The organism is Amycolatopsis palatopharyngis (assembly GCF_003385185.1).
GTDB lineage: Bacteria > Actinomycetota > Actinomycetes > Mycobacteriales > Pseudonocardiaceae > Amycolatopsis > Amycolatopsis palatopharyngis.
In genome coordinates this window covers 1-12,237 of record NZ_PQHZ01000090.1, presented here as the reverse complement: position 1 = coordinate 12,237, position 12,237 = coordinate 1, and the positions used below count along the sequence as shown (strand labels likewise).

The window sequence follows — 12,237 nt, the reverse complement described above, 5'->3', positions numbered from 1 at the left end:
CACCATCGCCGCCGCGGCAGCCTGCTCGGCCGACCGCTCCCGCTCCGACTTCCTCATCTTCCTCTGATCCGCGCTCACAGCATCGGATGCCATCACTGTCCGTACCCATCCCGCCGGATTTCACCCCGGCGTGTCGGGCCAGAAACACCGCTCACGACACAGTCCCGGTGCCGTTGCGCGCAAACCGGTGTCGAGCTGAGCGAAGCGGGCGGCCGGACGGCGGTTTAGCGTTTGCACTTCATGGATCGACCCGATCTTGGTGACGTGGCTCGATGTCTCCGTACGCGGACGGCGCCCTCGCGTCGGTAACGCGCCACGAGTCCCATTAGTTGCCTTGCTACTGCGAAACCGCAGCAGCAATGTCGTTGCGCTGCTCTCTGAGTGGAGTGTCCGACAACCGCTCTCACCGTGACCAAACGTCGCCAGGAAATGCTTCTCGCGATCATTGCAAATGAGGGTGCATGTGGAATGACGGTCTATAGTCGTGGAGTGATCGACGGCGAAGGGTTCGGGCTGGCGGTGTTGGCGATCGTGACACCGGCGTCGCTCATGGTGCTGTTCGTGGGTTGGCGCGAGGGGCTGTTCGTTGCGGCGGGGATGGGAGTGCTGGTGCTGGTGGGGTGGATATCGGCCGCCAGGTGGCGACGCAGATCCGGTGTTCGGCAATTGCCACCCAGCATAGGCCTGTCGCACGATCGGCTCGATTCGTAGCGGCTGTTTCCTGGCCCCTGCATGGGTGTAGAGCCGAGGGGCTGTCACATTGGCGGAATCTAACGGAGACGTGCTCCGGGAGGGGGCATGTCTCATGCACGGGTCGATGTGTCGTGGGTGGAATCAGGTGTAGTCCTGGGAATCCAGGTCCACGGTCGGCCACTCGGGCTCGGGTTCAGGCATCTGCGCGGCGATCCAGTCGTGCAGCTTGCGAGGGCGTGGGGTGGAGAACAGAACCAGGTCCGTCGTCTGCTCCGCTCGGGGTTCACCTGGGATGGCAGGGAACTGTACGGTCCGCTCGGACGACGTCTCCGGCGGTGGGACGGGGTGGAACCGCACGGTCTCTTCCGATGGAAGGAACCAGTCGCTCATCGCCACTGGCTCCTTCCGGTCGAGGACGGGACTCTGCCGGTAGACCTGACGGGTCGCTACGGGCGTGTGAAGCCACCGGAGAGCACTCGGGCACCACACCAGGTCGGCCCCTTTGGAGAGCGCTAGATGCGGGACGCGCATGGCACCGACGTTTGTCGACGCAGGACCGGCTAGTTGCGCGGGACATCTACGCGGCGCCCAGGATTTCCAAGAGTTGACGCCGCTCGAATTTGCACAGCGCGGCGAGCGCGTCCTGGGCCTGCCGGGGAAGGGGCAACATTCCCCTGGCGGACGCGGGAAGGGAACGCAGCCGGATTTCGGCCCAGGCGGCAAGGTTCGGGTACTCGGACCTGGCGAGCTTGTCCAGGTCCGCTATGACTATCGCGTTCTCGCGTGTGTCGACCACGTCGTGGTACACCCGATCGACCATCGGTCCTGGCCGCACGTCCAGCACATGGCAGTACTCGATGAACTGGCACATCGACATCGCCCGCGTTCCGAGCTCGTGCGTTGCCATGGTCTGTAGTGAGCGGTCTGTCCCCATCTCGCGTCGCATCTCTTTGCGGGTCCACCCCCGACGATTGCGCTCGAACCGCATTGCCTCGCCAATGCCTGTGGCGAACAGCCCCAGGGTTTCCTCTGACAGCTGTGCCGTAGTCACCTCTTCCGCTGAAGATTCCTCTCGTGCGGTAAGGGGGTCAGGCGAGCCCTGATCGGAACACGAGTCCAGGTCGGCGCTACTGGGCGGCGGGGTAGTGGTTGGCTCGGGTTGCGGACGGGTTGCCGCACCGCCACGGCGCAAGACTCGGCGGATCCCGCTGAGGGGAAAGCCGAACCGGTCGGCGAGGGCGTGTTGCGACATCCTGGCGCGAAAACGCTTCACGAGGAGTTGTTCGAGCAGCGGACCGTAGGTCGGGTGGTGCTCGATATCGCGGAACTCCAGGTTCTCCAGTGCCCAATCGAAATCGGGAACCGACTTACCCACGGGGCCACTCCACGCCTTCGCCGAAGACATCGATGCTGTTGCCTGGCCTGGGTTGTTGGAGCGGCGGAGCCGGGGACTCGCAGGGGGCACCTCGCCGTCGGCGACACGGCCCGGGCACGGCAAGTCGGGCGGTCACCGCGGCGGCCACGACCCCCAGTGCCTTGTGGAGTCCTTGGTCGAGGTCGTAGAGCGCGGTGCCTGGCCCGGAGGTGTCCGGCGGGGTGTCGGGTTTGCGCATCACGGTGGCGTACGCGATGAAGGTGTCCTTGTGGTTGACTCGCTGTGCCAGCCACAGCAGGAAGTGGCGGCGGTCGATGATCCAGTGCGTCCCGAAATTGATCGCGGTGCCGACAAGCCGGGCACGCCACGGCAACCGCATGCCGAGAGCGCGTGCCACGGCCTCGGTGACGACCAGCTGCCCGGCGGTATAAGTCAGCACGTGACTAGTGGCCGCGCGGCGGCCGACGACACAGGCCGGCACCGGAACCTCACCCTCACGCGGGCCCTCGACTTCGCAGACCAGGGCGCCGTCGCTGGGATACACGAGCTCGTCGCCGTGCAAGCCCTTGAGGACAGCGTCTTTCGGCCTCTGCAGCCAGTGATCCGCCCAGAGGTGTGCTCCGTGGAAGGCGCTGGCGAGTGCTCCGAACAGCGCGATCCGCGCGACGAGACGGTCTGGGTTGGCCTGTGTGGTCATTCGACTTGTTCCTGGATGCTGTGGGCTTCGTCGCCGGAACGTGTGTAGAACAGGTCGAGATACGTATTCGTGTCGGATTCGGCATCGCGACGACGCGGCTGGTCGAGTTCGGCGCCCCAGACTTGGAGGTCGGCCTGTGCAGGGTCGGCCAGCCATGTGCCTGCGGTGGTGAACACTTCGGCGCAGTCGCGACCGCTGACCGTTGTGCAGTCCACGGTGTCACCCGGTGCTGAATGTCGTCGTGGCATTTGAACCTTCCTCGTTGGGTACTTCGCGTCGGGAGACGTGACCGGTGAGCCCTGCGACGCTCAGCCAGTGCCGGGAAGAGGTGGGACGAGGTCCTCGCCGTAGGAATCGTCAGCGGTCTGCTCGGCCGCGATCGGTGTGCCTGTGGCCAGCAAGAACTGGCGCGCCGCCGCCACCACCGACGTGCGGGCGGGCAGGGTGTAGCCACCCGCGCTGGCGGCGAAGCGTAGCCACGGCCCGAGTCGCGCCAGGTAGGCCAGCCATAGCCCTTCCGTGAGCGCGGGGATATTGGCTCTTAATGTGCGTGCGGTGTGCCATGAGGCCAGCAACGGCTCGGGCCAGCCCGCGGCTACTCCCGCGGGCGCCGCTGCCTCGTGGCCTGCCTGGACGCACTGGGTCAGCATCGCGGTGAACACCTCCGGTGGCGGAAGCTGTCCCCGAATCAAGCCGAGATCGGCCACCCACGGCACCACCGGAGCTGGCTCGCGCGCCGTTGTGGGGATCGACGCCATCCGCAGCGCGATCCGCAGCAGGGGAGCAGCGTCGTTGCGGTCCAGCGGGTCTCGCCTCATCGACCGAGCGAACACGTCTGGGTGCGGGATGCGGGGCAGGGTCTGTCCGAGGTTCAGACCGGCTTGGCAGACGGCTGCCAAGATACCGAGGCCGTGCCCGTGCTCCCAGCTCATGCGCAGCAATCCCCAGGTAGGTGCGAGCGCGGCGGGTATGGCCGTGCCGGACAGCACCAGAGTGCGGGCCTGTGGATCGAGCAGCGTCACTCCCAGTGTGGGTGCGCACATCGGCCGCAGCACGTGGATGGCCAGCAGACGCTGCCACCACGGAGCGGCCAACGGGCTGCACACCACTCCTGGCCGTTCCTGGGCACGCAGTTGCGTCAATGCCGACGCGATCTGGGTGTGTCCGGCCGGTGCATCAAGATCCGCAGGTACCGCTGAATCGGCCAGGACTACCTCCCTGGCGCCGATTTGCGCGGCGTGTCGCAATCCCCGTGCTACTGCGGCACCCCACTCGGCGCCGGGAACTCCTAGTTCTAGACGCGAACCCCACAACCGTGCGGCCTGGAACGACGACCGCGTACTGCGATCGTCGGCAGCGCTGGTGTCCACCAGCACGGTGCTGACCGAGCGGGCAGGTGTCGTCGCCAGGACCGCGCGCTCGGTGTACTCGGCCACGGCCGCCACGGTGTCCGCCCGGGTCTGCGCAGGCAACACGATCACCAGCGGCGTTGGCTCTAGCCCGCGTGCAGGGATTGGGGCGGCACGGCCATCGGCAGGAGGGGGAGTCGTCGAAGCGCCGAATGGTCGTGCCGCCCCGTGCCTCACCTCGCTACCAGGCCCCGAGGGATGAGCCTGGGCTGATAGAGGTGAGGACGCCTTGGGTCTGTTGTTCAAACCAGTCACTGGTCTTCATGATTCTGGTCAGGGAGCATAGTTCTAGGGTTTCGCGGAGCATCGGTTCCAGATTTTGACATCTCAGTAAAGGTCATCCGGGAATATCCTGCACACAGGTGGAAGAATCTGCCGAGCCTGTACATCGGAATACATCGAGGACTTCCGCGTGTCAGTCCATTATGCAAGCGCGGAAGCAGCGCTTTGCGGACTGGAAAACGTGACGACTCGAATTGGCGTAGACGAACAGTCATTTTCTCACCCCCGCGTGATCTGGTCATAATGAGCGAGGTTAGGTAAGGCTGCAGCTCTGAAGTGCCACAAGATTGCTACCGCAGTTTCCTGTTCGCTGACGATGTCACCTGCGTGCTGTCAACTCCTCGCTGGGCTTCGGTTCACGCATTCAACATGCCCGCGTGCGCGGGTAGTAGCCGCCATGTCACTGCCAGCAGGCAGCCATGCTATGGCCTGGCGCGGAGCGCAGCTGCCCGTCGGGCAGAATGTAGAGTGAAGCGACGAGAAGGGTGCTGAGAACACATGGTGATCAAGGCTGCGTTCTTCGACGTGGGCGAAGTTCTGGTCAACGAAACTCGGGAGTACGGCACGTGGGCGGACTGGTTGGGTGTCTCTAGGCACGAGTTCTCTGCTGTCTTCGGTTCGGTTATCGCGATGGGTCATGACTATCGCGAAGTGTTCCAGATTTTCCGTCCCGGCTTTGATCTCACTGCGGAACGTCAGCGTCGAGCAGAAGCCGGGAAGCCAGAGACCTTTGACGAACAAGACCTCTACCCCGACGTCCGGGCCTGCCTTAGCGAACTTCAGCAGCAACGGATTCTCGTTGGTGTTTCAGGAAATCAGACAGCTCGAGCCGAAGCGATTCTGCGCGACCTGAAGCTGCCGTTGGACGTATTAGGGACGTCGAGCAGCTGGGGTGCAGACAAACCATCCGACAAGTTCTTTCACCGACTGCTGGAGGAAGCGGACGCGCCACCGGAGAACGTCCTGTATGTAGGCGACCGGCTCGACTGGGACGTGCGTCCCGCGCAGGCGCTCGGTTTGAAGACGGCCCTGGTGCGTCGAGGCCCATGGGGGAGGATTCTCGCGGACACCGATGCCGAGCAAGGACTCCTTTTTGACATCCCAGATCTGCGCGGGCTGGCGAACTTAGTCAAGCAGTACAACGTGATCGGCGAGGCAAGTCGGTAGAGGAACCCCCTAGCCGAGCGCAGGTACAGACGGTAGCAACCCGTGCGTTCGATCCGCGATTTCGCGTTCGTAGGGCGTGCCAGTCAGTGCTGTTGTCACAGCTGGGATGCGGAGTGCTGCTGCTGCGTATGGGTTTCGTTCAAGTTCTTCGCACGCGGAGTGGACAAGGCTTGCGCCTTTGTCCGGGTCGTTCGGGATTGCCGCTAGGGCCAGGTCGAAGAGCAGGACTGTGCGCTGCTTGCTCTCACTCTGGGGTAGGTTTTCTATGGCCTGTTGCAACCATCGACTGGCTGACTTGTGGCGGCCAGCGAGCAGTTCGGCGTTCCCGGCGAATCCCGCGAGACGGCTTTCGTCGAAGAAATCGAGCCATTCTGGATCGGCGCCCTCGGTGTGGAGGGCTTCCTGAGCCTGGCGGATTCGGTCCCGGCTGGCGTCCGTGTCGCCAGTGCGTGCCTGGACTTCCGCTGCCACGCAATGCAGCCATGAGCGCAAGCGTGGGCCGCCAGCGTATCGCGCATGTGCGGAAGCTACTTCAAGCAGTGCACGTGCGGCAGCTGCATCCCCCACTGCGGCGCGAAAGCCCGGGACAAAAGATCGGTGGGCCGCCACGGCGGCAGCCAGCGCGGAATCGCGAGCCAGGTCTACTGCCTGTTGTGCGATCAAGAAGGGCCAGGCGGCGAGTTCTGGCTGGCCGATATCAAAGAATGCCAGCCGTGCGGCTTGCAGGGCTGATTCAGTAACGGAGGAGGCCAGCTCACGGGCCGAGGACGACGCCGGTCGGGCACGAAGGAGAGAGACGCCGAGCTGAGTGTGCGCGACGGTAGCTTCGAGCAGGGCCCCTGGTGGCGAAGTCCAGTAGAGCTGCCGGTGTCGAGCGGTGATGTCCGAATAGCCGGCGAGGACCTTGGGGTCTCGGGCCGCGGCATTCGGGCTCGTCACTGTGTCGGCGGCTTCGGCGAGGTCTGGAGGCAGCAACGGTACGGTGCTGGCAACGGCGAGCAGTATCCGCAGGAAGGTCTGGCGGCTGATCCCACGGCCATTGCCCTTCCCCATGTCCCACATACTCGTCATTACCTGGCAGGCAAGGCCGTCCAGCTGGCGGTCTTCGGGCGACAGCACTTCGTTTTGGGCTTCGGTCGGTGCTAGCGCCAATTCGTCATCGGTGAGCAGTCCCAGCTCAGTGGCTGGCTTGCCTAAGACGAGCACCAAGTGCTTACGAAACTGAGGCTCTGGCCACCGCTCACCAGACTCCCAACGGCGAGCCGTGTCTGCGGTGAGGCCGCAGCCGCCGTCACCTGCGAGCTCCATGCTCCGTTTGATCTGGTTGACCAGTTCTTGACGACTCCAGCCGTGTTGAAGTCGTTCCCAGGCCAGTTTGGTATTGGGTGGGTAGCGTCGAGTGCTGCTCATCAGTCAACGACTCCTCCTCTCCCTGCGCGAACGGTGTGTTTCGTTGAATTGGGGATATGCCGCGCACGGTGGCTGCTTAGGAACTGGCGGCGACATGGCTGTGTCGTGGCTGTCTAGTGGCAGTATGTTCTCGATGATTTGAGGCATAGACTGGCCAAGTCGCAGCCGGGTGTTACTGGCGCCGGAAGAAACCAGACTCGACTGCAGCGACGAAGGCGTTCCACTCGGCATGGTCGAAGACGAGCACTGCGCCGTCAGGTTTGCGGCTGTCCCGCATGCCGACGGCGTTGTCGGTGAAGGCAATCTCGACGCACTCGTTACCGTTGGGATGGCTGACGGGAGACTTCGCCCAGCCGGTGAAGTCGGTGTTGAGGTGTGACTTGTGGCTGTTCTGAATGTGCATCGCGGGTGACACCCCTTCGTGAAAGTCGTTCGATCTACAGGCTAGCGGCGAACTCAAGCAACAGGCGCCTCGTGTGCTCCTGTCCAGCAGCGGCTGCCTTCTGCTGATCGAAGAGTTCCAGGTATCCCTTGGTCTCCTTAGACTCGGCGTACTCGCCCTTGTTGTATCGCTCCAGGTAGACCACGCTCACCGGAGGCTTCGTCTCATACCGGAACACGCTGTAGTCATGGCCCTGTCCCATGTAATACCCGACGCTGAACGGTACGAGCTGGATCTCGATGTTGGGCCGGTCGATCGCGTCGATCAAATGCGTGACCTGAGCCTTCATCTCTTTCGCTGGCAGCGGCGTGCGACGCAGGACAGCCTCGTCAAGGATGAACCAGAAGTACTGGTGCTCGTGGTCGAGAACGTACTGACGACCGAGCCGGTTGGCCGTGTCGCGGTCGATCTCTTCCGACGTGAGCGACGGACGCCAAGAACGTGCCTGGGCGCGCATGTACGCTTCGGTCTGCAATAGGCCTGGAATGACCGTCGATCTGTGACTAAGCAGTCTGTTGCACGTGGGCTCGACGTCTACCAAGAGCCGTAGCTGCTGCTTGAAGCGCGTGCTGAACGCGCCACGCTTGGCGCGCTTGTTGCTCTCCGCCTGCAGCGACCGCGCATAGGCGACATCGGCTTCGTCTGCCTGGTAGAGCTCCAGAAGCACGTTCAGTTCTGCCAACTTGATCCCGCCGCCGCCCTCGATGTACGCGATCTTCGACTGCCCGCAGCCGAGGCTCTGCGCGGCCCGTTCTTGCGTTACTCCAGCTTCGTTGCGTCGGCGCTCCAGGAGGCTGCCGAGAACGATCTTCATAACGGCAACCGGCAGATGCTGAGGCTGCTCCACTCCCTGCGTCACCCTGGTCTCCTGTTTCCTCATCGCCCCGGTCGCCGATCATTCACCCAAATGGCGGACTATCTAATATAGATATCTAAATTATGGTCAGTAGGTAACCCGTTTGTGCTCCCAGCCTAGCGAGGTGCCTAGATGTTCGATATCTACGTTACCAGCCGACCGACCGTGGACGTCGCCTCCTCGGTCTTCCACACCCCGCCCGTCAACCCGCTGCTTCTGCTGGCATTCGCAGCCTTGTTCGTGGGGTGCCTGGTTGGTGTCACCGCAAGCTGGTGGCATGCCGCCGAACGGCGCAGAGTCCGTCGTTGCCGGGGCGAGGGCTTTACCGGGCCACGTAGCAAGGCGCCCCGGGTATCGGTCGTCCAGCCGACGAACCGCCGACGTGCTAACAGAGCCACTTCGGAACTTCGCTCTTCACCAACGCAGACACACCGCAGTCGGCGTGCGCTGCCGCACTCCGTGACGGCTACGGGAGGCGCAGAATGAAACGCCGTAGGTGCTCAACGATCCTCGCATTGCTGGTCAGAGTGGGCTGGAAGCCCCGGCGTAGCGCATGGATGGTGCCGTGTCGTGATTGCGATAGCCACCGCAGGTATGCGCAGGTTTCGATCGCTGAACACGGGCCTCAGCTCACGATCGACGGCTCCAGCGTCGCGGTGTTCGATCCTCTGGCGGCGGGCCGGTTGCGTGCCGCGCTGAAGGAGGCCATCGAGCTGTATGCACGGCTCGATGGGGCTGCGCGAGATGGAGTGCCCGCCCCTCGCAGCCATCCCGGTGCTGCGCCGACGCCACATTGCGAGCATCCGGCTGGTTCGCACGTGGAGGCGGCGGCCGGACGGGTTCGAGTGGATTTCGGTGACGATGGTGATGGCGAGCCCAGTGGCCGTCATGCGCTGCGCTCAACTGCTGTCCTGTCGGAGGCTGCGTGATGACTGGAGCCTGCGAAATGATCAGTCGTCAGCACCACCGAGGGTCGTTGCACGGCGCAGGGGGCCGTGCAACGACCCTGATGAGGCAGGCCGTCGATGCCATCGACGTACCGGTGGAATTGGCGCGGCCAGTGGTCGCTGAACTCTGGGCGGGTTGCCTGCGTGGTCCTGTCCTGCGGCACGCGCCCCGGCGGTGGACGGTGTTGACCGCGACGCGCCGTCGAGCCGGTTTCGCATTGCCGGAATCCTTGATACAGGCCGGGGTGCGCCTGTACCCGGAGGGGACGTCGTTCGCGCTGCCCTCCAATCCCGGAGGAGCGACAACGGGCTCGGGGGACTGCGGCTGGGTGCTGCCTCCTGAGCGAAACCCGCTGCTGCCGCCCTTCAGCGTGGTGATTGCGTTGCTGGAGCGGGTCGCGCAGGCAAGGCCGACATCGTGAATCGGCGCGCCCTCGACGAAACCTACGTACCCGAGCCCCTGCCCAGTCCGGTCTCGTCGACCGCACCCACTCCCGCGCCTTCGAACGATGCGGTTTCGGAGCGCGCTGTGTTGTACGAGCAGGTGCTCGACGGGCTGTATCGGCTGAACACGGACCAACCGCGCCGCACGGTGGCGGAATTCCATGACTGGTTCACCCCCACGGTGCCGAGCGACCAAGGTGCGTCCGCGGACGAGGTGCTCCGGCCAGAGCCAGAGGCGGGTGATGCTCAGTGTTGAGCACACATCCGTATCCGGCGGGCGAGCTGACGGAGATGCGCTGCGCCGCGACCGGTTACGCCGCACATGGCTGGCCGATCTGCCCTGGTATCCCGGCTGCACATCCTGGCGCGGGAACCCTCGACCCCGAGTCGCGGCCCGAGGAGGCCGACCTGGTGTGCCGTGGCGGGCCCCTGTCTCAGGACGAGGCGTTTCAGGCGTGGACGGACCAGCCCTGGCCTATTCTCCTGTGCCCTGGCGCGGTCGGGTCGATCGATCTCGGTGCCGGTGATCGCCGGACCGAAGCGGTCCTGCGGGACGCAGGGTGTCTCGGGCCGATCCTGGTCGGGCCAGGCCCGCGCTGGCATCTCATCGTCGAACACGCCCCTCACCACGCGGCGAGCCACCTTCCGCGATCGACGCGACAGGGGTGCCTGCTGCTGCCGCCGAGCCAGGCGCCATGGCGGATCTCCCGCTGGCGAGTCGCACCGGAAGCGACCGACTGGCGATTGCCCGATCACGCCACCGCGTGGGCCGCGTTGCACGCCGACAGGCGAAGGGACTGAGGGGAATGTCTGTCCAGGTCGTTGCACCCCCGGCCGCCGCCGGAGACTCCGCATGGCTGCGGTGCGAGTACTACGGGGTGGTGTGCGGGTTGCCCGCCCAGCTGGTAGACGGCAACCGGATCGTGCTGCGTCTCGGAGGTCTGCTCGGCGGGGTCACGATGCCCGCCGCGCTGGGCCGCAAGGTCGCTCCCAGCTTGCGGGTGCGTGCGATGCCAGCCCCGGCGATCGTGCACCCGGGCGGAGAGCGGTGGACGTTCCTCAGCGGTCCTGGCAGCGCGACCCTGGAACACGTGGCCGCGCTGGTGCTGATGGGTATCAGCGTGATCGGCGACAACGCGCTGGTGGTCCTGCCCTCGCCAGAGACCGAGACGCTCAATCTTTGGCGCTGGATCGACTGGCCCACCCGGGCCGATCTGCCCGCGCAAGCCCCACTGCTGGCCACCACCTGCGCACTGGCCGCCTCGGTGCCGCACACCCGACAGGAGAAGCCATGACGCCCTCGATCGCCTTCGCGCTGCGCGACGAACTGATCGATCGTGCCGCTAGCGATCAGCGCGCCCGCGCACAGCTCGACCCGGTCGCTCCCACACCACAACAGTGGCAACACGTTCATCAAGTCGACAAGGACAACGTGCGCTGGCTCGCGCCCATCGTGGCGGTGCACGGCTGGCCCGGTCACCGCGCCGTCGGAGTGGATGGAGCCCACGCCGCCTGGCTGCTGGCCCAGCACGCACCCGCCCCGTACCGAGCGTGGTGGCTACCCCAGTTGCGCGCCGCCGTAGCCAACCAGGACGCCGCATCGCGCGACCTCGCCTACCTGGCCGATCGGGTCGCCACCGACCAGAGACGACCACAGCACTACTGCACCCAGTGGCTGCAGATCGGCAGCGCGCCCGGCCGCCTCTACCCGCTGCACCGCCCGGCCGAAGTCAATCTCGCACGCGCCGACATAGGCCTCGACCCGATCCCCGATTCCGACATCGAGACCGCCTACCTCAACTACGACGAGATCACTACCGCAACCCCCGGAGGGTCCCGATGACCACACTGCACTGGGGCATCAGCCCCTACCACCGCGAGCGCGCCCACACAGCTCTACCCGGCACCGACGTCTCCGTCTGCACCCGCCACCTGCACGACGGCCAACTCGTGCTCGACTCCCTGAGCCCGCGCCGACCCGTGAACCAACGAATTTGCCCGGAATGCGCCGTGGAGAGCCTCGCGCTGTTGTACCCAATCCCGACACCCCGACCGCGTACTCACGTCGCTGATTGGCCTCCGAGTCATGCTGCCGGCATCAGGTCGGGCCTGATGCGTACTGAAGATGACTGTGACATTGAGCGACATCTTCAATGACCGCTGCGAACCCGTCGGCACCGAGCCCCAACGCCGCGGGCCGGCGACCACCGGAACACCGGCCAGATATTGATCTTCTCCGACGAGTCGAGACGGCTTGGAGAACTTGTAGTCCTCCTGTCTTTGGGCATCCTCGTCGGAGTCCGGCGCCCCCTGCTTTCCCGCATGCGGTAGGGGGCGCACCCAACTTCTAGGCTCAACCGCAACTGCGAGAAAGTCAGGTTCTTGAGTTCCTAATCAGTTCTGGGAGTGAGCTATCCGGCACACTCCTGCTGGTAGCCGGCCGGCAGGTGAGCACTCTCGGTTCCTGGATTTCGAGTCCTGGTGAAAGACAGTGCCCCTGCCGGTAGGCCGGGAG

Annotated in this window: 15 protein-coding genes; 7 read left to right on the top strand and 8 right to left on the bottom strand. The window is 64.8% G+C overall.

The features are described 5' to 3' along the window. Positions 1-489: 489 nt before the first annotated feature. A complete protein-coding gene (locus tag D0C15_RS32945; RefSeq protein WP_116051965.1) occupies positions 490-711 on the top strand; it encodes a hypothetical protein in 222 nt (73 codons plus the stop codon). Positions 712-834: 123 nt separating this feature from the next. Here D0C15_RS32945 and D0C15_RS32940 read toward each other — a convergent pair whose 3' ends face one another. From D0C15_RS32940 to D0C15_RS32920, 5 genes are all read right to left on the bottom strand, one after another. Continuing rightward, the gene (locus D0C15_RS32940; RefSeq protein WP_116051964.1) at positions 835-1,083 is read right to left on the bottom strand and encodes a hypothetical protein; all 249 of its coding nucleotides are present in this window, start codon (positions 1,081-1,083) and stop codon (positions 835-837) included. Positions 1,084-1,270: 187 nt separating this feature from the next. Further along, positions 1,271-1,600, bottom strand: coding sequence for a hypothetical protein (locus D0C15_RS34445; protein WP_162830367.1), 330 nt, complete (start codon positions 1,598-1,600; stop codon positions 1,271-1,273). 460 nt (positions 1,601-2,060) lie between these two features. Then, positions 2,061-2,765, bottom strand: coding sequence for a hypothetical protein (locus D0C15_RS32930; protein ID WP_116051962.1), 705 nt, complete (start codon positions 2,763-2,765; stop codon positions 2,061-2,063). Beyond that, a complete protein-coding gene (locus tag D0C15_RS32925) occupies positions 2,762-2,941 on the bottom strand; it encodes a hypothetical protein (protein ID WP_162830366.1) in 180 nt (59 codons plus the stop codon). The genes D0C15_RS32930 and D0C15_RS32925 overlap by 4 nt, the downstream gene beginning before the upstream one ends. 132 nt (positions 2,942-3,073) lie before the next feature. Beyond that, entirely contained in the window at positions 3,074-4,237 is a 1,164-nt protein-coding gene (locus D0C15_RS32920) for a hypothetical protein (protein WP_162830365.1), read from the bottom strand. Positions 4,238-4,954: 717 nt separating this feature from the next. Here D0C15_RS32920 and D0C15_RS32915 point away from each other — a divergent pair. Beyond that, positions 4,955-5,623 (top strand): HAD family hydrolase, encoded by a 669-nt coding sequence (locus D0C15_RS32915; protein ID WP_116051959.1) that lies wholly within the window; start codon positions 4,955-4,957, stop codon positions 5,621-5,623. Between the two features lie 9 nt (positions 5,624-5,632). Here D0C15_RS32915 and D0C15_RS34440 read toward each other — a convergent pair whose 3' ends face one another. The 3 genes from D0C15_RS34440 to D0C15_RS32900 all read right to left on the bottom strand — a co-directional run bounded on the left by D0C15_RS34440 (position 5,633) and on the right by D0C15_RS32900 (position 8,334). Continuing rightward, the gene (locus tag D0C15_RS34440; RefSeq protein ID WP_137097488.1) at positions 5,633-7,033 is read right to left on the bottom strand and encodes an NsdA family TPR-like regulatory protein; all 1,401 of its coding nucleotides are present in this window, start codon (positions 7,031-7,033) and stop codon (positions 5,633-5,635) included. 172 nt (positions 7,034-7,205) lie between these two features. Further along, positions 7,206-7,436: a DUF397 domain-containing protein gene (locus D0C15_RS32905; RefSeq protein ID WP_116051957.1), complete on the bottom strand. Its 231-nt coding sequence runs from the start codon at positions 7,434-7,436 to the stop codon at positions 7,206-7,208. Positions 7,437-7,470: 34 nt separating this feature from the next. Beyond that, complete coding sequence (locus D0C15_RS32900; RefSeq protein WP_228714345.1) at positions 7,471-8,334, bottom strand: helix-turn-helix domain-containing protein; 864 nt, start codon at positions 8,332-8,334, stop codon at positions 7,471-7,473. A gap of 1,006 nt (positions 8,335-9,340) precedes the next feature. Between D0C15_RS32900 and D0C15_RS32890 the strand changes: the two genes are divergently transcribed. The 5 genes from D0C15_RS32890 to D0C15_RS32870 are packed head-to-tail and all read left to right on the top strand — an operon-like array spanning position 9,341 to position 11,565. Continuing rightward, entirely contained in the window at positions 9,341-9,700 is a 360-nt protein-coding gene (locus D0C15_RS32890) for a hypothetical protein (protein ID WP_116051954.1), read from the top strand. Beyond that, on the top strand, positions 9,697-9,978 hold the full coding sequence (locus tag D0C15_RS32885; RefSeq protein ID WP_116051953.1) for a hypothetical protein: 282 nt from the start codon (positions 9,697-9,699) through the stop codon (positions 9,976-9,978). The genes D0C15_RS32890 and D0C15_RS32885 overlap by 4 nt, the downstream gene beginning before the upstream one ends. Continuing rightward, a complete protein-coding gene (locus D0C15_RS32880) occupies positions 9,972-10,523 on the top strand; it encodes a hypothetical protein (protein ID WP_116051952.1) in 552 nt (183 codons plus the stop codon). Before D0C15_RS32885 ends, D0C15_RS32880 begins: the two co-directional genes overlap by 7 nt. Positions 10,524-10,528: 5 nt before the next feature. Continuing rightward, complete coding sequence (locus D0C15_RS32875; RefSeq protein ID WP_116051951.1) at positions 10,529-11,017, top strand: hypothetical protein; 489 nt, start codon at positions 10,529-10,531, stop codon at positions 11,015-11,017. After that, positions 11,014-11,565, top strand: a complete 552-nt coding sequence (locus D0C15_RS32870) for a DUF6624 domain-containing protein (RefSeq protein WP_116051950.1) — start codon at positions 11,014-11,016, stop codon at positions 11,563-11,565. Before D0C15_RS32875 ends, D0C15_RS32870 begins: the two co-directional genes overlap by 4 nt. Positions 11,566-12,237: the final 672 nt, after the last annotated feature.